We start from the raw sequence: 18,691 nt of genomic DNA, 5'->3' as shown, positions 1-18,691 counted from the left end.
GGCGTTATTGCCGGATGTAGGCCTTTAGGCCCTTGGCCAAGACGTCGAAGGCAACACGGCAGCGCGGGCTTGCGCGCAGATTTTCGTGCATCACGAGCCAGGTTTCGAGCGTCATCTCGAACGCGTCGGGAAGTACATGGACAAGCTGAGGATCGCGGGTCGCAAGAACGTTCTGGCAGATGCCGATGCCGAAGCCGGCGCGTATCGCCGCAAGTTGCGCGACATTGCTGTCGGTCTTCAATGCAAAGCGCGCTGATGGCAAGTTCGGCGTCCTTGCCATGATCGCGCGGATCGCAGCGGTTTGCCGGTCGAAACCGATCAGGCTATGGCGGGCGAGATCATCGATCGTTTCAGGCAGGCCGCGTCTTTCGAGATAGGATCGATGCGCGTGGAAGCCGAGCGGCACCGCGCCGATATGAAGAGCGACCAGCGCATCCTGCTCGGGCCTGACCATACGCACGGCGATATCGGCTTCCTGGCGCAAAAGATCCTCCACCGCGTCGGACGCGGAGAGCTCGATGGAGAGGTCCGGATATTCTCGGTTGAGTTCGGCGAGGATCGGCGGCAAGACCTCGATGCCGATCACCTCGCTGGCGCTGATGCGCACGGTCCCGCCAAGCGCGCCATGCTGGCCGGAGGCGGCGCGAAGCAGGGCGGAGGAGGTGGCCGCCATGGTCTCGGCATAGGGCTTCAGCTCCAGGGCCGCATCGGTCGGCAGCAGCCCCTGCGGTGAGCGCGTGAACAGCGTGAAACGGAGCGCCTCTTCCAACGCGTCGATATGACGGCCGACGGTCGGCTGCGTCAGACCAAGTTCGCGCGCGGCAGCCGACAGCGACCCTTCGCTCAGGACCATTAGAAAGGTGCGGTAAAAATCCCAGCTCGGATCATGCTTGTTCATGAATTTAAGTATAGCCGCCATAGGCATTTAGACAATTCCGTTTGGCCTCAATACCGACGATGTTTGATCCATCCGAACCGATGGAGAGAAACGTGACGGAAATGCAGGACAAGACAGGAACGGTTCTCGTGCTGGGCGCAACCGGCGGGATTGGCGGTGCGGTCGCCCGCGGTCTTCACCTTCGTGGGTGGACGGTCCGAGCCTTGAACCGGGACACCGCGAAGGCGTCCAGAAGGGCGACGGCCTTTGAATGGATCCAGGGCGACGCCATGAACACCGCCGACGTAATGACTGCAGCCGAGGGCGCGGCGGTCATCATCCACGCGGTCAATCCACCTGGCTATCGCGACTGGGGCAAGCTCGTATTGCCGATGCTCGACAACACGATTGCCGCGGCCAAGGCGGTCGGTGCGTGCATCGTCCTGCCCGGTACGGTCTACAATTTCGGGCCCGATGCATTCCCGGTGCTTGACGAAGATGCGCCACAGAACCCAGGAACGGAAAAGGGCGCCATTCGCAAGGAAATAGAAGCCAGACTGAAAGCTGCGTGCGAGGCCGGTGTTCGTGTCATCATTCTGCGGGCAGGGGATTTCTTTGGCCCGGATGCCGCCAACAACTGGTTCTCGCAAGGGCTGGTAAAGCCCGGAAAGCCGCTCACGGCGATCAGCTACCCAGGAAAGAATGGAACTGCCCACCAATGGGCCTATCTGCCGGATGTGGCAGAGACGATGATCAGATTGATCGAGCGGGCGGAAAGCCTCCCGCCATTTGCGGTCTACCACATGCGCGGTTTCTTCGACGACGACGGCACGAAGATGATTGCGGCGATCCGGCGCGCTGTTCGGCACCCCAATCTCAAGGTCAAGAGGTTTCCCTGGTGGCTCGTGACCGTCGCGTCGCCCTTCGTGCCGTTTTTCAAGGAGCTCAGGGAAATGCGCTATCTTTGGCGCGAGCCGCTCGAGATGCGCAACGACCGTCTCATCGCCACGCTCGGTGAGGAGCCGCAGACGGCAATTGATGACGCTGTCGCGGCGACGCTTGCATCGCTCGATTGCCTTCCGGCGGCAATACGCGGGCCGATCGCCGCTCCGCTGCGTCGCGAAGCCTGAGCGTCAGTTCTTGAAAACGACGCAGGCGCCGCCACTCTTGCGAATGGCGGCGCAAAGCTCGTTTGCCTCTGCCTGCGTCTGGCGGCCGATACGGGCGGCGTACCGTCTTCTCGCTCCAAAAGCGCCATTGCGCTCCCGAACGAGGACTGCCTTCTCGGTGTTGATTGGCGCTGGCAGTCTTTTCACCGCGTGCAAGAACAACCGTTGCGCAACGGATTTCTGGTAATGCGCCGAGAGTTGGACGCCCCAGGGCGCCCAGACCGCCTCGTCGGCGATAACGAGCTCGCGCAACCGCCGGGTATTGGCCAGCGCGACGCAGCCATCCAGAAAGCTCTTGTCCTTGTCGAGCTCAAGATTGAGCGACTTCGGTGGATTGTCGCGCCAGTCTTCGACCGGGTAGGCTGTGATCGCCAAGACGTAATCGCGCGTCTCGTACGGAAGCCGATCATTTTCGAGGAAGCGCTCAAGGCCTGCCTCACCGGCGTTGTAGGCCGCCGCGGCAAAACCAAGATTGCCATAGCGCGAGTTCAGCTCACTCAAATACTCCGCCGATTTACCGAGTGCCGCCACAGCATCGAAACTATCCGACAGGCCGCGCAGCTTTGCCGTTGCCGGCATGAATTGGGCAATTCCCTCCGCGCCCTTTGGACTGATGGCGTCCGGTTGAAAAAGGCTTTCGCGCCAGATCAACCGGGCAAAGAAAGGAGCTGGCAGGTCGTTCGCCACGGCATAGTGCTCAATGATGCCACAGACATCTCGGGCAAAATTATCGGGGCTGATGCAGAGACGAAGCGACGGGTTCGCTGCGGAGAGGCCTGAGTAGAGGCACTTTCGCGGAGGGATCGGCGGCGCATCGGTGCGGGCCTCGGCAACCCCCGAGACAGTTGCGCAAAGCCCTATTGCGACCAACGCAGCTCCCGCAGAGCGCGCCAGACGTCCCATTCGGTTGCCCCAGATGCGGCATCTGCCTGCTCTGCTCTGTTCGACCATGCGGCTCCTCAGCGACGGACGAGTGAGCATACATAGCATCTTCGTCGATCGCGAAAAACAGGCGAAGGCAATCTCAGCTCGGCGAACCGGAGCGCAGGGTCAGTTGCATGAAGGTCAGATCAAGCCAGCGGCCAAATTTTGTGCCGACTTCCTTCATGTGGCCGGTTTGCTCGAAGCCCAATTGCTCATGCAAGCGGATCGAGGCGAGGTTGCTCGATTCGATCCCGGCGACCATCACGTGCTTGCCAAGTGCCTCGGCGCGCTCAATGAGCGCCACCATCAACGCCCGGCCGATGCCGCCGCCGCGCCGGTCGCTGCGCACATAGACAGAATGCTCGACCGTGTGGCGATAACCGTCGAAAGCACGCCAATCGCCGAAGGAGGCGTAGCCGATGATCTCGCCCGCATCGGAGACAGCAACGAGTACAGGAAAACCTGCCGATTTTCGCGCCTTGAGCCAGGCTGCACGGTTGGCGACATCCACGAGCGTTTCGTTCCAGATTGCCGTCGTGTTCGCAACCGCGTCGTTATAGATGTCGCGAATGGCTTCGAGATCGCTGTCGGCCGCATCCCTGATTTGCATGTTGCTCTCCCTGGCTGCTCCCGATCAACAGCGCCGCGACGCGGCGCCATCGAGAACGCCGCGAGCTTTAACGGTTCAGTGCAGCCGCGGCAATCTCCGCTATCGCAAGCGGACGTTCCGCACTTTCGCCGTCCTGCAGAAACCAGGCTGCCGACAGGCCTGCGTAGGCGAGAACCCAGTGAAGAACCCGCCGCGGGTCGAGCCGCGCCTCCTCCGCTACGACAGCGAGCTGTTTTTCCAATCGGCCGGGAGCGGTGGCGATCGGCAACTCGGGATTACAAAATAGGTTCGCGTAGTCGAACCCACGTTCGCCGTGAAGGCGCTTCGGATCGATCGCGAGCCAGCCGCGTTCGCCAAAATCGAGAATGTTGCCGTGGTGAATGTCGCCGTGCAGCACGCTCGGCGGATGAGGATCAGCGAAAAGCGCCCTTGCTGCCCCGGCGCAGATCCCGAACAGACCGCCCTCGGTACGCGCCATCGGGTCCAGTGCCTCGAACCATCGCTCGAGCGGAACGAGCTCCGGACGCGGCGTTGAGCGCGGAGCATGCAACGCGGCAATGGTGTGGCAAATGACACGGGTTGCAACGTCATCGCCGCCGGTCATGGCCATGTGGAAAAGTGACCGTCGGCTCTCGGCGCGTTCCAGCAGGATGGCGTCGTCACCCTCGGCATAGACGCGTGCTGCTCCGTGGCCATTCCACCAGTGCATGAGCCGCCCGCCAAATTTTTCCTCCGCTTCTTGCGCAATCTTGAGCATGGCCGGCAAGCCGCGCCAGCGCACCGGCAGCAGGCGGCTGGAACGGGTCGTGATTGCCTCTCCATCAGGCGCAAGCGCCCATTTTTCAATCCAAGGAGCAAACATCGGGGCAGGATAGGCGATTCTTCATGCGAAAGGGCCCCGCATCGCGCAGGGCCCTTCATCCGACTTAGGTCTCAAGCCACCTGCTCAAGCAGCGGATAGTCGGTGTATCCCTTGGCGCCACCGCCGTAGAAGGTTGCCTGGTCGGCCGCATTAAGCGGCGCACGGTCCTTCAGCCGGCGGACGAGATCCGGGTTGGCAATAAACGGTTTGCCGAAGGCGACCAGATCGGCCTCACCACTTTCGACGGTTCTGACGGCCAGGTCGCGGTCGTATCCATTGTTCGCCATCCAGGCAGCCTTGCCGCCGGCCGCGCTGTAGGCAGCGCGCAGCCCGGCGTAGTCGAAGGGGCGATCGCCCTGCTGGTGATCGCGCGCCCCGCCCGTCGCGCCTTCGACGACGTGAACATAGGCAAGCTGATAGCGAGCGAGCTTTTCCACCACGTAAGTGAAGAGCGCCTGCGGTTCCGGGTCAAAAGCATCGTTGGACGGAGTGACCGGCGAAATGCGGATGCCGACACGGCCCGCGCCGATCTCCTGCGTGATCACGTCAACGACCTCGAAGAGGAAACGCGCACGATTCTCGATCGAGCCACCGTAGGCGTCGGTGCGCCTGTTGGAGCCGGAGCGAAGGAACTGGTCCAGCAGATAACCGTTCGCGGCGTGAATTTCGACACCGTCGAATCCGACATCGATCGCGGCGCGTGCGGCCTTGCGGTAGTCTTCGACGATGCCCGCAATTTCCGCCAGGTCCAGCGCGCGGGGCTCGGATGTTTCGGCGAAGCTGCCGGTTCCGTCGCCGTTGACGAGATAGGTCTTCGACTTTGCCCGGATCGCCGACGGAGCTACGGGCTGACCGCCATTGGGCTGGAGGGAGGTGTGCGAGATACGGCCGACATGCCACATCTGCACGACGATCTTGCCGCCAGCCTTGTGAACGGCATCCGTCACCTTGCGCCATCCTTCAAGCGCCTCGGGTGTATAGAGGCCCGGAACGTCCGCGTAGCCTTGCCCTTGATGTGTGATCGCCGTCGCTTCCGTAATCAGCAAGCCGGCGGAAGCGCGCTGCTCGTAGTAGGTTGCGTTTAGCGTATTGGGGACCGCTTTCGGCGAGCGATTGCGGGTGAGCGGAGCCATCACGACCCGGTTCTTGAGCGCGATGTCACCGATCGTGATCGGGTCGAAAAGAGAAGCCATGAAAGTGTCCTTTCCGTTTCGGTTGAGACTTGGGAGGAGGTGAGACTTGGGGAGGAAAAATGGCGTCAAAGGCTGCCGATAGCCTTGAGGAACTCGGCGATCGTTTCCTCGTTGCGCTTGTAAAAGACCCACTGACCAACACGGCGGGTCGTCACCAAGCCGGCGCGCTGCAGCACGGCAAGGTGAGATGACACGGTCGATTGCGACAGTCCGCAACGCTCGAACTGCCCGGCGCAGACTCCCATCTCAAGAGGGTGCTCCTGACCGGAAAAATGCACCTGTGGCTCCTTCAGCCATGTGAGGATGTCCATGCGGGCCGGATGCGCCAATGCCTTCAGGATTTCGTCTTTATCCATCGTAAATCGCCGTACCTAGTTTTATCGATATATGTATCGCGAACCTTAGATATACAAATCACATGCCCGTGATCTCAAGGAAGCAGAGGGCAATCGTCGGGAGGCGATCGGAAATCACGCTGTTTCAAGGCAAAAAAAGAGGGCCACAAGAGAACTTGGGCCCTTACAGTTGTGAAGGTTTCAAAACCTCCAGAGGGGAACAGCTGCTGCGGCGGCTGGGAGGAGAATGCCGCCATACGCATCAGCCAAAAGGCATATGGGGAGCGCGAAGGCGGCTTTCAATAGCTTGTCTCGCGTTTTTCTCAACTGATGGCTGTGGGCAAACGGCGGGCAAAAAAAGAGGGCCGCAAGAAAACTTGGGCCCTTGTAGTTGTGAAGGTAATAAGAACCTCCAGAGGGGAACAGCTGCTGCGGTGGCACTGGGAGGAGAAGCCACCAAAGATGCATCAGCTGGGTTTGGTATGCTGTTTTTTTGGGCGCACAGCAATCATTTAATATGCATGACAGCCATGTCGTGCGCGCATTCCTGCACATTTTTGCGGCGCACAATGCCCCCAGCCTTCGGACGTCTTCTTCCGCGTCAGAATATGTGTTTTTAAAACAATTATTTACGGCTTCACTGAGCAATTGCCCACAATTCAAGCAACTGAAGCAAACGTTAGAAATTCCAGTTGCGCGCCTTGGCAACGATATAGTCACGGAAGACTTTCAGCTTCGCCGCGTTCTTCATTTCGTCGGGATAGCAGAAATAGGTATCGAAGGAGGGGATGTCCGCACTGATCGGAAGCTGAATCAGCCCCGGGTCGCGGCCGACAATGTAATCGGGAAGCATGGCAATGCCGATACCGAGCAGGCATGCGCGCTTGATCGACGTCTGGCTGTTGATCTGCAGATGCGAGATACGCGGATTGTCGTGATCGCGTCCGGCGATCTCCAGCCAGTTCACATCGAGCAGGTAGTTGGGCGCCGGCTCACCGAAAGTGATGATGCGGTGATTGTCCAGATCCCCGACGGATTGGGGCTCACCGTATTTGTTGATGTAGGAGGGAGCGGCATAGACATGCATGTGCACCGTGAAGAGCTTGCGCTGGATCAGATCCGACTGCTGCGGCTGGCGCAGCCGGATCGCGCAATCGGCGTGCCGCATGTTCACGTCGAGCTCTTCGTTGTCGAGGATGAGCTGGACCTGCACGTCCGGATGCAGCGACATGAACTCCTGTATCTTGTCGGTCAACCAACCCTGGCCGAGGCCGACCGTGGTGGTGATGCGCAGCTTACCGGTTGGCTTGTCGGTCGTCTCGGTCAGTTGCACCTTGACGCTCTCGAGCTTCATCAGCACCTCGTGCGCGGTGCGGTAGAGGATCTCGCCCTGTTCCGTGAGGATCAGACCGCGCGCGTGGCGATGAAACAGCTTGATGCCGACGTCCTGTTCGAGCGAACTGACCTGACGGCTGATGGCTGATTGCGAAAGATGGAGTTTGTCTGCCGCGTGCGTGAACGAGCCTGCCTCGGCCGCCGCATGAAATATGCGCAGTTTATCCCAGTCTAACGACATGAAAGCCCCCATAAACGACCACCCCGGGGGACTGGCTGGTCGTCCTCCGGTTGTGGCTGATGCATCTGTTCCCACGCGGGACGCGGCGCCTTACGGCGCGCGCCCCGATTCGCAGCTTCTATTCGGCTGCAATTGCGACGGGCATATGACCCGCCAGATATTTCTCCGCCTCAAGGGCCGCCATGCAGCCCATGCCAGCGGCCGTGACCGCCTGTCGGTAGACGTCGTCGGTGACATCACCAGCAGCAAACACGCCTGCGACATCGGTCGCCGTCGAATCCGGCGCGGTCCAGAGATAGCCGTTCGGCTTCTGCCGAAGCTTGCCCTTGAACAACTCCACCGCCGGCGCGTGGCCAATCGCGACGAAAACGCCATCGGTGACCATATCCGTGGTTTCGCCCGTCTTGGTGTTGCGAAGCTTCACGCCGTTGACCGAAGCGGGCATTGGCGGCTTTGCGGGCGTACCGAGATATTCTATCACCTCGTGATCCCAGATGACCCTCACGTTCGGCTTGGCGAAAAGACGCTCCTGAAGGATCTTTTCCGCCCGGAACGCGTCGCGGCGGTGAACGACGGTGACGGTTTTTGCCAGATTCGAAAGGTAGAGCGCTTCTTCCACGGCGGAATTGCCGCCGCCGACGACGATGACATCCTTGTTCCGATAGAAGAAACCGTCACAGGTAGCGCATGCCGAAACGCCGAAGCCCATGAAGGTCGGCTCGGTTTCGATGCCGAGCCACTTCGCCTTGGCGCCGGTGGCGATGATCAATGCGTCCGCGGTCCAGTCGTTGCCGCTATCGGTCTTGATGCGAAAGGGGCGGACGGAGAGATCGACATCGGTCACAAGGTCATTGACGATCTCTGCGCCGACGTGCGTCGCCTGCTTCAGCATCTGTTCCATCATCCAGGGCCCCTGGACCGGATCGGCGTAGCCGGGATAGTTCTCCACGTCGGTGGTGATCATCAATTGGCCGCCCTGTTCCATGCCTGCAATCAGCACCGGCGAAAGCATGGCGCGTGCCGTATAGATCGCCGCAGTGTAGCCAGCAGGGCCGGAGCCGATGATCAGCACTTTGGTATGGCGGGCGGTCATGAACGTGTCCTTAAAAGGCCGGAGAGCCGACTCAGCATCATCCGGTTCCGTGGTTACTGGCAAAATATCGCCTTACTTTAGGTATTCACCGCTCGTACTTTCAAGAGTACGGCCGCCGATACACACAAGTGCTTGGGCCATAGCCAGCGTTTTGGCACCAGATCGGGCATTTTTGCATCGTTTTCAACGGTTCGGCCGACCACGGTGTGCTATTCCGCCGCAACGGTAACCCGCTTTATTTACATTGCCTCCCTCCCGGAGGAGATTTCCAACGTGTCGACGACGCGACCGCCCCTAGAAACCACGATTGTTTTCGCTCGGTTTCTCAGGAGACGTCCAACGAAGCTTTTTGTGCATGCGGCAGTGAGTGCTCTCGTTTTGGCGTCGGGTTGCATGCTACTCACCGAAACGAAATTAGCCGCTTGCAGGAATGGTAGACCTGTCGCATTCGTGGTGACGGCGCTATCGTCCCACCTGCGGATTTGAGGTGGCGACTGGCGCAACATTTCGCCAGGGCAGTTGCAGCAAGGGCTGCCTGGTCCTGTCTACGATCCTGCTGGCGGGCAAATAAGGCCTCTTCGAAGGCCGATGAAGAAAGGGGATGCTAGGCAATGGTCATACGCGTCGAGCTCGATGCCATCGATATGAAAATACTGCGCGAACTGCAGAGCAACGGCCGGATGACGAATGTCGAGCTCGCCGAGCGCGTGGGCATTTCGGCGCCCCCTTGTCTGCGCCGCGTGCGCAAGCTGGAGGAGGCGGGTGTCATTCGCGGCTACCGCGCACTCCTGAACGCGTCGGCGCTCGGCTACGACCTTGTTGCCTTCTGCATGGTCGGCCTCAAGCATCAATCGGACGCAAACCTGAAAGCATTCGCCGCCCGCACCGCTTCATGGCCGCTCGTCCGTGAGGCATGGATGGTCTCGGGCGAATCCGACTTTCTGCTGCAGTGCGTGGCCGAGAACCTTGCGAGCTTCCAGGATTTCGTTATTGAGGAACTGACGGCAACTGACAATGTCGATACGGTGCGCACGATGCTGACGATCCGCCAAGTGAAGGACGCGTGCCAAGTGGAAATCTAGCCGCGCGGCCGGCACTCGCCGCATTGAGCTTGCGGCCCCTGTAGGAAAAGTACTCGTGAAAACACGCTCCCGCTTGGGGAAAGTACCGGAATGTTTCGTAGGCCGGGCCGGATCATTTCGCAAACAGCTTGAAAAGGCAGCGGCGTGACCTCCAAGCTTCCGCTTTCCGCTTTCATCATCTGCCTCAATGAAGAGGGCTATCTGGGCAATTGCATCGAAAGCCTCGATCAATGCGCCGAGATCGTCATCGTGGATTCCGGCTCGACCGACGGCACGGCGACCCTGGTGCAGTCCTACATCGACAAAGGTTGGCCGATCCGCTTCATGTATGAGCCGTGGCATGGCTATGCGGGGCAGAAACAGTTCGCTCTGGAGCAATGCAGCCAGCCCTGGTGCTTCAACATCGATGCGGACGAACGGCTGGATGCGCCGCTGCGCAAATTGCTGCCGGATCTTCTCCAAGCCCCCGCCGATACGGTGGGCTGGCGCGTCGCGCGTCGCCCCTATCTGATTGGCTATGGATACACGCCGGTGCAGGTGCATGAGCGGCGGAACCTGCGCCTGATCCGCCGGGGCAGGGGGCGATACGATCTCAGCCAGAAGGTACATGAGGGCATCGTACCGGATGGCAAGGTTGACAATGCCCGCTCCGGCAGCCTTCTTCATTTCCGCCCTCTGGTGATGGATGAGCAGATCCTCAAGGAAAACAAGTATTCGAGCCTGAAAGCCGACCAACAGTTCGAAGCCGGCAAGCCGCCCAGGTCCTACAAGCTCATCTTCGGTCCGCCGCTCTACTTTTATCGCCTGTATTTTCGCAACGGCCTTTGGCGCTGTGGCCTGCCGGGATTCATCGAGGCGATGACCGGAGCGGTCTACGCTTTTCTGACGGCGGCCAAGATCTATCAAAGGCACGCTCTCAAGGCACGGCCGAATACCGACGACGCGCTTTCCCACTAGTTAAGTCCGGGAAGCGTGACCGAAGCCTCGAAAGGTAATCCATGAAGGTCATGCATATTCACTTCGGGAAGGAAGGCGGGGCAGAACGATTCTTCGTCAACCTCGTCAATGCCTTGCATGACAGGGGCGTCGAACAACGGGTGCTCATCCGCCCCGGCCGCAGTTGGCGCGAGGATATCGAAGGCAGCGCGACAGTCTACGAAGGTGTCTTCCGCAGGATATCGCTTTCGCGATTCCTTCTGCAGTGGCGGATGCGGCGCATCCTTCGCGATTTCCGGCCCGACGTCATCATGGCGTGGCAGTTGCGGGCGAGCCGTTTCATGCCGGCATACAAGGACGCCATGCGCATCTCTCGCCTCGGCGATTATCCCGAGCATCTCGGCTACTACACCAATGTCGAGACGCTGGTTTGCATCACCCCGGACATGGCCGCGAAGGTTCGCGAACTCGGATGGAAACGCGGCATTGAAGTCATCGCGAATTTCACCCGTGCGATACCGGTCGCTCCGATCGCGCGCAAGGAGATGCAGACGCCGGCCGACGCATTCGTGGTCGTCGGCATGGGGCGGTTCGTCAAGCGCAAGGGCTTCGACGGGCTCATCCGCGCGGTCAAGAAGGTCGACGGCGCCCATCTTTGGCTCGTAGGCGATGGACCGGAGCGCGAGCGGCTCGAAGCTCTGACGGACGAGTTGGGGCTGCGCGATCGCGTCCGTTTTGCAGGCTGGCAGACCAATGCCTACGGCTACCTCGCGGCCGGTGACGTCTTCGTCATCAATTCTTCGCATGAGCCACTCGGCAACGTGTGCTTCGAAGGCTGGGGCGCGGGCAAGGCGACGATCTCCTCCCGCGCGGAGGGACCATCCTGGGTGATGACGGACGAAGTCGACGCGCTCATGGTGGACCGCGGCGACGACGAGGGTCTGGCAAATGCAATCCGCCGGCTGCGTGACGGCCCGGAGCTTCGGGAAAGATTAAGTGCCGGCGGCCGCGAAACCTTGCGCACGCGCTTTTCCGAGCAGGCGATCACCGATGCCTATCTCGAACTCTTCTCCAGAGGTGCGGCGCGGCGATGAAGGTCATGCACTTCCATTTTGGCAAGGATGGCGGCGCCGAGCGTTTCTTCGTTCATCTCGTCAACGCGCTTGCCGAACGCGGTGTGGAGCAGACGTCCGTCATACGGCCGCGCCGTCTTTGGCGCCCGGAGATCGAAGGCGCGACCAAGATCGTGGAAAGCCACTTCCGGAACCTATCGCTGGATCGCCTGCTCCTGCCGCGTAGGGTGATGCACATGGCGAGGCGCGACAGGCCGAACGCCCTGATGGCCTGGGCACCGCGCGCCAGCGAACTGATGCCGGCCTACAAGGGATGCATCAAGATCTCCCGGCTCGGCGATTACCCGCCACGCCTCGACTATTTCCGCAACACCGACTGCCTCGTCTGCAATACGCCAGGGATTGCCGAGCATGTCCGCAAGCTCGGCTGGAGGCGGGATATCGAGATCATCTCGAATTTCACCAGCACTGAGCGCGTCGATCCGGTCGCCCGGGCAACGCTCGACACACCGGACGGGGCCCCGGTCGTCATGTCGATGGGGCGCTTTGTCGAACGCAAGGGGTTCCACACGTTGATCCAAGCGATCGCCAAGGTGCCGGGCGCTTACCTCTGGCTGCTTGGTGATGGTGAGGAGGGCGACAACCTTCGCAAGCTTGCAAGCGATCTTGGCATCGCCGCCAGAGTGCGCTTCGCCGGATGGCAGAAGGACACGAGGCCCTTCCTCGCGGCAGCCGATATATTCGTGATGGCTTCGAGCCACGAGCCACTCGGCAATGTCATTCTGGAGGCATGGGCGCAGGGAACACCGGTTGTCTCAAGCCGCTCGGAGGGGCCTCAATGGTTCATGCGCGATGGCGAAAACGGCCTGATGGTCGATATCGGGGATGCGGCCGGTTTCGCGCATGCGATTGAGCGGATCGCCAACGACGATGCCCTGCGGAAAAGCCTTGCGGAGCGCGGACACGAGACACTGATCAATCAATTTTCCAAGGAGGCCATCACCGACGCCTACCTCAAGCTCTTCGCCTCGAAGCGGTAGTCTTTTTCGTGCTGCTCAGCGCATGAGCCTTTCGTAGATGGCGCCTATCGCCCGCGCTTCGCCTTCGATGGCGAAACTCTCCGAGGTCCGCGACAGGCCATTGGCGCCGGCGGTCGTCAATCTCGGCAGGTCATCCATGAAGGCGGCGGCACCGTCGACCATGGCGTTCACATCGTCGGCCGGAATGACAACGCCAGTTTCCTCGACGCCGCCGGCAATCAACTCCGAGAAAGCACCGACGTCGGTAGCCACCACCGGGACGCCACTTGCCATGGCCTCCAATGGCGTCAGACCGAAGCCCTCCCAGCGTTGCGGCGCAATGAAAAGGTCAAGCGCCCGGTACCAATCGGGAATATTGGTGTGCTCTCCGACGAAGAGAATGCGATCTGCAAGGCCGGCCTTGGCGACCCGTTGCTTCAGTTCCGCCTCGAAGGCGAGATGCTGTCCTGTCGCGCGCCCCGCAACGACCGCGCACCAATCGGGCCGGCTGGGCAGGAGCGCAATCATGCTGTCTACGAAAAGATCGGTGCCCTTCTGACGGCGGACGCGTCCGAAACAGCCGGCAATCTTCTTAGTTGTATCCAGCCCGAGTGCACGTTTTGCTTCCGCTTTGTCGGTCGCCGGGCGAAAGCGCTTGGTGTCTATGCCGTGCAGAATCACGGTGTTCGGCACTTGCAGATAGGCGGCCGTCTTGCCGCTTGTCGCAATCACCGCGTCCATCCTGCCGATGAGGAACTTGCTCCATCCCGTATGCCGCCGTTGCGACGCGGAAGTGAAGACGATCCTGATTTTCATGCGTAGCAGATCGCGCAGGATGATCGCCGGCAGCATTTCAACGTTGCGGCGCGCGTGCCAGACGCGGCAAGGCCGGCCCGCCGGTGTCTTCCACAAATGGATCAGATCGCGAAACCGGATCGACGGCAATGTCGCCGGAAGTCCAGGGCCAAGGACCGCAATCTTCTGGCCGAGCGCGCGCTGGATCGGAACGAGCTGAATGATCGTCGAAGTAACGCCGGAGAGGCGTTGCTTGAAATTGGGCGCTATGACCTCAATGTCCCGGATATCGGCCACGTGAGCGCTCTCCTCGCGCATGCGACAATCATATTTGCAAAGGGAAGGGGACGGAAGGAACCTCACGTCCCTTGAGCGGGATGAGCGCACCCCGCTTTGGTAACATCGGTCACGTTTGGGTTGTATCGACCCGAAATCGTCGTGACGTCGGAGCCGGTCAGCCCCAGTGGATGGCGAGGATTTCGTAGGCCTTGGAACCGCCGGGAGCGTTGACCTCGATCGAGTCGCCGACTTCCTTGCCGATCAGCGCACGGGCAATGGGAGAGGAAATCGAAATGCGACCCGCTTTGACGTCGGCTTCCTGATCGCCGACGATCTGATAGGTCTTCTCCTCGTCGGTGTCCTCGTCGACCAGCTTCACCTTGGCGCCGAACTTGATCTTCGAGCCGGACATCTTCGAAAGATCGATAACCTCGGCGCGGGCGATCAGATCCTCGAGCTCGGTGATCCGGCCCTCATTGTGGCTCTGCGCTTCCTTGGCAGCATGATATTCAGCGTTTTCCGACAAGTCGCCATGGGCGCGAGCCTCGGCGATCGCTTCGATGATTCGCGGGCGTTCTCCCTGCTGGCGCCAGCGCAGCTCCTCCTGCAGATTGGCGAATCCACCCTGTGTCATCGGCACTTTGTCGACCATTTCATCATCCTTCATCAAACACGCAGCGCCGCCTTTCGGCAGCGCCAACGCAAAAGAAAACGGTCTCCGGCGCGCGAGCGTCGGAACCGTCCGAAACATCCGAACCGCAGTTATAGCAGAAAGCCAATTGCCATTGCCAGATTTTTCAATCGGATGAAGGTCGCCGCCCGGAGACGCCAGCAATCGATGCACGAGCGGGCGGCAGGCGCGAGGAAGCCAGCCGACCGATGTCCCGCCTCGTCATCGCCATCGCTGGTTTGCTACAGCGCCGCGCGCCTCGTCAGACGCAAAGGGCGCTGCAGCACTTTGAATTACAGCATGTCTTTATCCCTGAATCGGGTGCGATTTCAGGAAACATGCAGGAGCGGCTACAGGCCTAGTTGAAATAGCTCTGCAGCGGACGGACCTCGAGGTTTCCTGCCTTCAGGGCCTTGATCGCCAGCGCCGCCGCTTCGGCACCGGCCATCGTGGTGTAATACGGCACCTTCTGCATCAGGGTCGCCCGACGCAGCGATTTCGAGTCGGAGATCGCCTTGTTGCCGTCCGTCGTATTGATGACGAGCTGCACCTGTCGGTTGCGAATCGCATCCTCGACATGCGGCCGGCCTTCGAGCACCTTGTTGATCTTGGTGGCAGTAATACCTTGCTCGCCGAGGAATCGGGCCGTACCACCCGTCGCCATCACCTTGAAGCCAATCTCCGCGAGGATGCGGATTGCCGGCAGCACACGGGCCTTGTCCTCGTCGCGAACGGACACGAAAACCGTTCCGTCGCGCGGCAGATCGACGCCCGCGCCGAGCTGGGACTTGGCGAAGGCAAGCGCGTAGTCCGTGTCGAGGCCGATAACTTCGCCGGTCGAGCGCATTTCCGGCCCGAGCAGCGTGTCGACGCCGGGGAACCGGGCGAACGGGAAAACCGCTTCCTTCACGGCTATGTGCTTCAGATTGCGCGGGTCCGGCTTGCGGCCATAGGCGGCAATCGCCGTCTCCAGCGCTTCACCCGCCATCACACGGGCGGCGATCTTCGCAATCGGCGCGCCGATGGTCTTCGCCACGAAGGGGACCGTGCGCGACGCCCGTGGGTTCACCTCGAGCACGTAGATCGTGCCGTCCTTGATGGCGAACTGCACGTTCATCAGGCCGCCAACGTTGAGCGCCTTGGCGAGCGCTGTCGTCTGGCGCTCAAGCTCGTCGACAAGCTCTTTGTCGAGCGTGTGAACCGGCAGCGAGCAGGCGGAGTCACCGGAATGGATACCGGCTTCCTCGATGTGCTCCATGATGCCCGAGACGAAAACGTCCTTGCCGTCACACAGGCAATCGACGTCCACTTCAGTCGCATTCGTCAGGTAGCTGTCGAAGAGCAGTGGGTTCTTGCCGAGCAGCGTGTTGATCTGGCCGGTCTTGTCGTTGGGATAACGCTGCTTGATGTCCTCCGGCACAAGTCCCGGAACGGTATCGAGCAGGTAGGTCTGCAGCATGCTTTCCGAATGGATGATCTGCATCGCGCGGCCGCCGAGAACATAGGACGGACGCACAACCAGCGGGAAACCGATTTCCCCCGCGACGAGGCGGGCCTGCTCGACGGAATAGGCGATGCCGTTGTTCGGCTGGTTAAGATCGAGCTTCATCAAGAGCTTCTGGAAGCGATCGCGGTCCTCGGCGAGGTCGATCGCGTCTGGGGCCGTGCCAAGGATCGGGATGCCGTTCTTTTCCAGCGCTTCGGCAAGCTTCAGCGGCGTCTGGCCGCCAAACTGCACGATGACGCCGTGCAGTGTGCCGTTTTCCTGTTCGGCGCGCATGATCTCGATCACATCTTCCGCCGTCAGCGGCTCGAAATACAGCCGATCGGACGTATCGTAGTCTGTCGAAACCGTCTCCGGATTGCAGTTGACCATGATCGCTTCATAGCCTGCGTCCTTCAGCGCGAAGGCCGCGTGGCAGCAGCAGTAGTCGAACTCGATGCCCTGGCCGATGCGGTTCGGCCCACCGCCGAGGATGACGACCTTCTTGCGATCGGAAACCTGAGCTTCCGAGCGCGCGGCGCCGACGAAGGGCGTTTCATAGGTCGAATACATGTATGCGGTCGGCGAGGCGAACTCGGCCGCGCAGGTGTCGATGCGCTTGTAGACCGGACGGACGTTGAGCGCATTGCGCCGTTCGGCCACTTCCTTCGGACGCTTGCCGGTCAGCGTCGCAAGGCGGGCGTCCGAGAAACCCATGGCCTTCAGCATGCGCAGATTTTCCGCATCCTGCGGCAGGCCATGCTCGCGAATGCGTGCCTCCATATCGACGATCGCCTTGAACTGGGCGATGAACCACGGATCGATCTTGCACGCCTCGTGCACCTCCGCCTCGCTCATGCCGAGACGGAGCGCCTGGGCGACCATGCGCAGGCGGTCCGGCGTCGGCGTGCCGATCGCCGCACGGATGGCATTGCGGCCGTCACCGTTCTCGTCGAAGTCCGGGATGTCGATCTCGTCGAGGCCGGTCAATCCCGTTTCGAGACCGCGCAGCGCCTTCTGCAGCGATTCAGCGAAGGTCCGACCGATCGCCATGACCTCGCCGACCGACTTCATCGCAGTCGTGAGCGTCGGTTCGGCGCCGGGGAACTTTTCGAAGGCGAAACGCGGAATCTTGGTGACGACGTAGTCGATCGACGGCTCGAAGGACGCCGGCGTCGCGCCACCGGTGATATCGTTCTCCAGCTCGTCGAGCGTATAGCCGATGGCAAGCTTGGCGGCGATCTTGGCAATCGGGAAGCCGGTTGCCTTGGATGCGAGCGCCGAGGAGCGCGACACGCGCGGGTTCATCTCGATGACGACCAGGCGGCCGTTGGCCGGGTTGACGGCAAACTGCACGTTCGAACCGCCGGTCTCGACGCCGATCTCGCGCAGAACCGCGATCGAGGCGTTGCGCATGATCTGGTATTCCTTGTCGGTCAGGGTCAGCGCCGGCGCGACCGTGATCGAGTCACCCGTATGGACGCCCATCGGGTCGATGTTCTCGATCGAGCAGATGATGATGCAGTTATCCGCCTTATCGCGGACGACCTCCATCTCATATTCCTTCCAGCCGAGGACCGACTCCTCGATCAGCACTTCCGTCGTCGGTGATGCATCGAGACCGCTGCCGACGATCTCGAAGAACTCCGAGCGGTTGTAGGCGATGCCGCCGCCGGTGCCGCCGAGCGTGAAGGAGGGGCGGATGATCGCGGGCAGGCCGACGTCGTCGAGCGCCTGCGCGGCAATCGCCATGGCGTGATTGAGGTAGCGCTGCTTGCGGTCGCCTTCGCCGAGGTTCCACTGATTTTCCAGCTCGTCGAGCGCCCTGTCGAGTTCGGCGCCGGTGAGCCGGGCTTTCAGCTCCGCCCGTTCCGCCTCATGCGCCTTGCGATCCAGATCCTTGATGTCGGTCGCGTTCGCAAGCCGCGATTTTGGCGTTTCGAGACCGATCTTCGCCATAGCCTCGCGGAAGAGGGCACGATCCTCGGCCTTGTCAATCGCCTCCGGCTTGGCGCCGATCATCTCGACATTGTAGCGGTCGAGCACACCCATGCGGCGCAGCGACAGCGCCGTGTTGAGTGCCGTCTGGCCGCCCATGGTCGGCAAGAGTGCATCCGGGCGTTCCTTGGCGATGATCTTGGCGACGACTTCCGGCGTGATCGGCTCGACATAGGTCGCATCCGCCAGCCCCGGGTCGGTCATGATCGTGGCCGGGTTGGAGTTGACCAGGATGACGCGGTAGCCTTCCTCCTTCAGCGCCTTGCAGGCCTGCGTGCCGGAGTAGTCGAATTCACATGCCTGACCGATGACGATCGGCCCCGCGCCGATGATGAGGATCGATTTGATATCTTGGCGCTTCGGCATGGCTCTCATCCGTTTCTAGCTGCGCGAAAAACCGGCCAGGGTGGGAGGTCACCGGCCGGGCGCGCATTTATGGTCTTTTCAGGCTAGAAGCGGCTTATAGGCAAATGTTTCTGCAAGCGAAACCCCGAAAATTTCGGAATCGACAATAAAGCGACGATATTTGCGGCGCTCACTCTCACACCCATAGAATGACCGCAGGAAGGCGGAAAGTTCGAAGAATTCCCGATAGGGCAGGACGTTCGCCAAACCAAGGAAGAACGGCGGCGTGAAACGGTACGGCGGCGATAGCGTTTTACAAGGATTGCCGCTCGGGCATATAAAATCATTCAATGCATTAAGCCGATGCGACGC

Annotated in this window: 18 protein-coding genes; 6 read left to right on the top strand and 12 right to left on the bottom strand. The window is 60.9% G+C overall.

All coding sequences use genetic code 11. From position 1 onward, the window contains the following. Positions 1–4 precede the first annotated feature (4 nt). A complete protein-coding gene (locus QN222_RS00705; RefSeq protein WP_283960775.1) occupies positions 5–898 on the bottom strand; it encodes a LysR family transcriptional regulator in 894 nt (297 codons plus the stop codon). Between the two features lie 101 nt (positions 899–999). On the opposite strand from QN222_RS00705, the gene QN222_RS00700 reads away from it, so the two are divergent. Next, positions 1,000–2,007: an NAD-dependent epimerase/dehydratase family protein gene (locus tag QN222_RS00700; protein ID WP_283960863.1), complete on the top strand. Its 1,008-nt coding sequence runs from the start codon at positions 1,000–1,002 to the stop codon at positions 2,005–2,007. Positions 2,008–2,010: 3 nt separating this feature from the next. On the opposite strand, the gene QN222_RS00695 is transcribed toward QN222_RS00700, so the two are convergent. From QN222_RS00695 to trxB, 7 genes are all read right to left on the bottom strand, one after another. Then, complete coding sequence (locus QN222_RS00695; protein ID WP_283960776.1) at positions 2,011–2,997, bottom strand: transglycosylase SLT domain-containing protein; 987 nt, start codon at positions 2,995–2,997, stop codon at positions 2,011–2,013. Positions 2,998–3,070: 73 nt separating this feature from the next. Then, entirely contained in the window at positions 3,071–3,580 is a 510-nt protein-coding gene (locus QN222_RS00690) for an N-acetyltransferase family protein (RefSeq protein WP_283960777.1), read from the bottom strand. 67 nt (positions 3,581–3,647) lie between these two features. Beyond that, a complete protein-coding gene (locus QN222_RS00685) occupies positions 3,648–4,442 on the bottom strand; it encodes an aminoglycoside phosphotransferase family protein (RefSeq protein ID WP_283960778.1) in 795 nt (264 codons plus the stop codon). A 71-nt stretch (positions 4,443–4,513) separates the two neighbouring features. Beyond that, positions 4,514–5,635, bottom strand: a complete 1,122-nt coding sequence (locus QN222_RS00680; protein WP_283960779.1) for an alkene reductase — start codon at positions 5,633–5,635, stop codon at positions 4,514–4,516. 65 nt (positions 5,636–5,700) lie between these two features. Then, positions 5,701–5,991 (bottom strand): metalloregulator ArsR/SmtB family transcription factor, encoded by a 291-nt coding sequence (locus tag QN222_RS00675; protein WP_283960780.1) that lies wholly within the window; start codon positions 5,989–5,991, stop codon positions 5,701–5,703. Between the two features lie 658 nt (positions 5,992–6,649). Beyond that, positions 6,650–7,546, bottom strand: coding sequence for a LysR family transcriptional regulator VtlR (locus tag QN222_RS00670; protein WP_283960781.1), 897 nt, complete (start codon positions 7,544–7,546; stop codon positions 6,650–6,652). A gap of 118 nt (positions 7,547–7,664) precedes the next feature. Next, positions 7,665–8,639, bottom strand: a complete 975-nt coding sequence (trxB, locus tag QN222_RS00665; protein ID WP_283960782.1) for a thioredoxin-disulfide reductase — start codon at positions 8,637–8,639, stop codon at positions 7,665–7,667. A 611-nt stretch (positions 8,640–9,250) separates the two neighbouring features. Here trxB and QN222_RS00660 point away from each other — a divergent pair. The 4 genes from QN222_RS00660 (at position 9,251) to QN222_RS00645 (ending at position 12,770) form a co-directional block, all read left to right on the top strand. Then, positions 9,251–9,721, top strand: a complete 471-nt coding sequence (locus QN222_RS00660) for an Lrp/AsnC family transcriptional regulator (RefSeq protein WP_173512992.1) — start codon at positions 9,251–9,253, stop codon at positions 9,719–9,721. Between the two features lie 144 nt (positions 9,722–9,865). Further along, complete coding sequence (locus QN222_RS00655; protein ID WP_283960783.1) at positions 9,866–10,678, top strand: glycosyltransferase family 2 protein; 813 nt, start codon at positions 9,866–9,868, stop codon at positions 10,676–10,678. A gap of 41 nt (positions 10,679–10,719) precedes the next feature. Further along, positions 10,720–11,751, top strand: coding sequence for a glycosyltransferase (locus QN222_RS00650; RefSeq protein WP_283960784.1), 1,032 nt, complete (start codon positions 10,720–10,722; stop codon positions 11,749–11,751). Further along, positions 11,748–12,770 (top strand): glycosyltransferase, encoded by a 1,023-nt coding sequence (locus tag QN222_RS00645; RefSeq protein ID WP_283960785.1) that lies wholly within the window; start codon positions 11,748–11,750, stop codon positions 12,768–12,770. The genes QN222_RS00650 and QN222_RS00645 overlap by 4 nt, the downstream gene beginning before the upstream one ends. A 15-nt stretch (positions 12,771–12,785) precedes the next feature. On the opposite strand, the gene QN222_RS00640 is transcribed toward QN222_RS00645, so the two are convergent. Together QN222_RS00640 and greA are read right to left on the bottom strand one after the other, a co-directional pair. Next, complete coding sequence (locus QN222_RS00640; RefSeq protein ID WP_283960786.1) at positions 12,786–13,841, bottom strand: glycosyltransferase family 4 protein; 1,056 nt, start codon at positions 13,839–13,841, stop codon at positions 12,786–12,788. 157 nt (positions 13,842–13,998) lie between these two features. Continuing rightward, positions 13,999–14,475: a transcription elongation factor GreA gene (gene greA, locus QN222_RS00635; RefSeq protein ID WP_180941283.1), complete on the bottom strand. Its 477-nt coding sequence runs from the start codon at positions 14,473–14,475 to the stop codon at positions 13,999–14,001. 227 nt (positions 14,476–14,702) lie between these two features. Between greA and QN222_RS00630 the strand changes: the two genes are divergently transcribed. Next, on the top strand, positions 14,703–14,855 hold the full coding sequence (locus tag QN222_RS00630) for a hypothetical protein (RefSeq protein ID WP_283960787.1): 153 nt from the start codon (positions 14,703–14,705) through the stop codon (positions 14,853–14,855). Here the strand turns inward: QN222_RS00630 and carB are convergent. Then, on the bottom strand, positions 14,852–18,340 hold the full coding sequence (gene carB, locus QN222_RS00625; protein WP_283960788.1) for a carbamoyl-phosphate synthase large subunit: 3,489 nt from the start codon (positions 18,338–18,340) through the stop codon (positions 14,852–14,854). The genes QN222_RS00630 and carB overlap by 4 nt on opposite strands. A gap of 78 nt (positions 18,341–18,418) precedes the next feature. Then, on the bottom strand, positions 18,419–18,670 hold the full coding sequence (locus QN222_RS00620; protein ID WP_283960789.1) for a hypothetical protein: 252 nt from the start codon (positions 18,668–18,670) through the stop codon (positions 18,419–18,421). Between the last annotated feature and the right edge of the window lie 21 nt (positions 18,671–18,691).

Origin of the sequence: Sinorhizobium sp. 6-70 (genome assembly GCF_030124375.1) — a bacterium.
Classification (GTDB): domain Bacteria; phylum Pseudomonadota; class Alphaproteobacteria; order Rhizobiales; family Rhizobiaceae; genus Sinorhizobium.
This window is presented reverse-complemented; position numbering and strand designations above follow the sequence as displayed.

Excerpts from the sequence above, each read along its gene's own strand:
- QN222_RS00705 (WP_283960775.1), bottom strand. The coding sequence starts at position 898 with ATGAACAAGCATGATCCGAGCTGGGATTTTTACCGCACCTTTCTAATG.
- greA (WP_180941283.1), bottom strand. The coding sequence starts at position 14,475 with ATGGTCGACAAAGTGCCGATGACACAGGGTGGATTCGCCAATCTGCAG.
- QN222_RS00645 (WP_283960785.1), top strand. The coding sequence starts at position 11,748 with ATGAAGGTCATGCACTTCCATTTTGGCAAGGATGGCGGCGCCGAGCGT.
- QN222_RS00630 (WP_283960787.1), top strand. The coding sequence starts at position 14,703 with ATGTCCCGCCTCGTCATCGCCATCGCTGGTTTGCTACAGCGCCGCGCG.
- QN222_RS00675 (WP_283960780.1), bottom strand. The coding sequence starts at position 5,991 with ATGGATAAAGACGAAATCCTGAAGGCATTGGCGCATCCGGCCCGCATG.
- QN222_RS00680 (WP_283960779.1), bottom strand. The coding sequence starts at position 5,635 with ATGGCTTCTCTTTTCGACCCGATCACGATCGGTGACATCGCGCTCAAG.
- trxB (WP_283960782.1), bottom strand. The coding sequence starts at position 8,639 with ATGACCGCCCGCCATACCAAAGTGCTGATCATCGGCTCCGGCCCTGCT.
- carB (WP_283960788.1), bottom strand. The coding sequence starts at position 18,340 with ATGCCGAAGCGCCAAGATATCAAATCGATCCTCATCATCGGCGCGGGG.
- QN222_RS00660 (WP_173512992.1), top strand. The coding sequence starts at position 9,251 with ATGGTCATACGCGTCGAGCTCGATGCCATCGATATGAAAATACTGCGC.
- QN222_RS00690 (WP_283960777.1), bottom strand. The coding sequence starts at position 3,580 with ATGCAAATCAGGGATGCGGCCGACAGCGATCTCGAAGCCATTCGCGAC.
- QN222_RS00670 (WP_283960781.1), bottom strand. The coding sequence starts at position 7,546 with ATGTCGTTAGACTGGGATAAACTGCGCATATTTCATGCGGCGGCCGAG.
- QN222_RS00650 (WP_283960784.1), top strand. The coding sequence starts at position 10,720 with ATGAAGGTCATGCATATTCACTTCGGGAAGGAAGGCGGGGCAGAACGA.
- QN222_RS00700 (WP_283960863.1), top strand. The coding sequence starts at position 1,000 with ATGCAGGACAAGACAGGAACGGTTCTCGTGCTGGGCGCAACCGGCGGG.
- QN222_RS00695 (WP_283960776.1), bottom strand. The coding sequence starts at position 2,997 with ATGGTCGAACAGAGCAGAGCAGGCAGATGCCGCATCTGGGGCAACCGA.
- QN222_RS00685 (WP_283960778.1), bottom strand. The coding sequence starts at position 4,442 with ATGTTTGCTCCTTGGATTGAAAAATGGGCGCTTGCGCCTGATGGAGAG.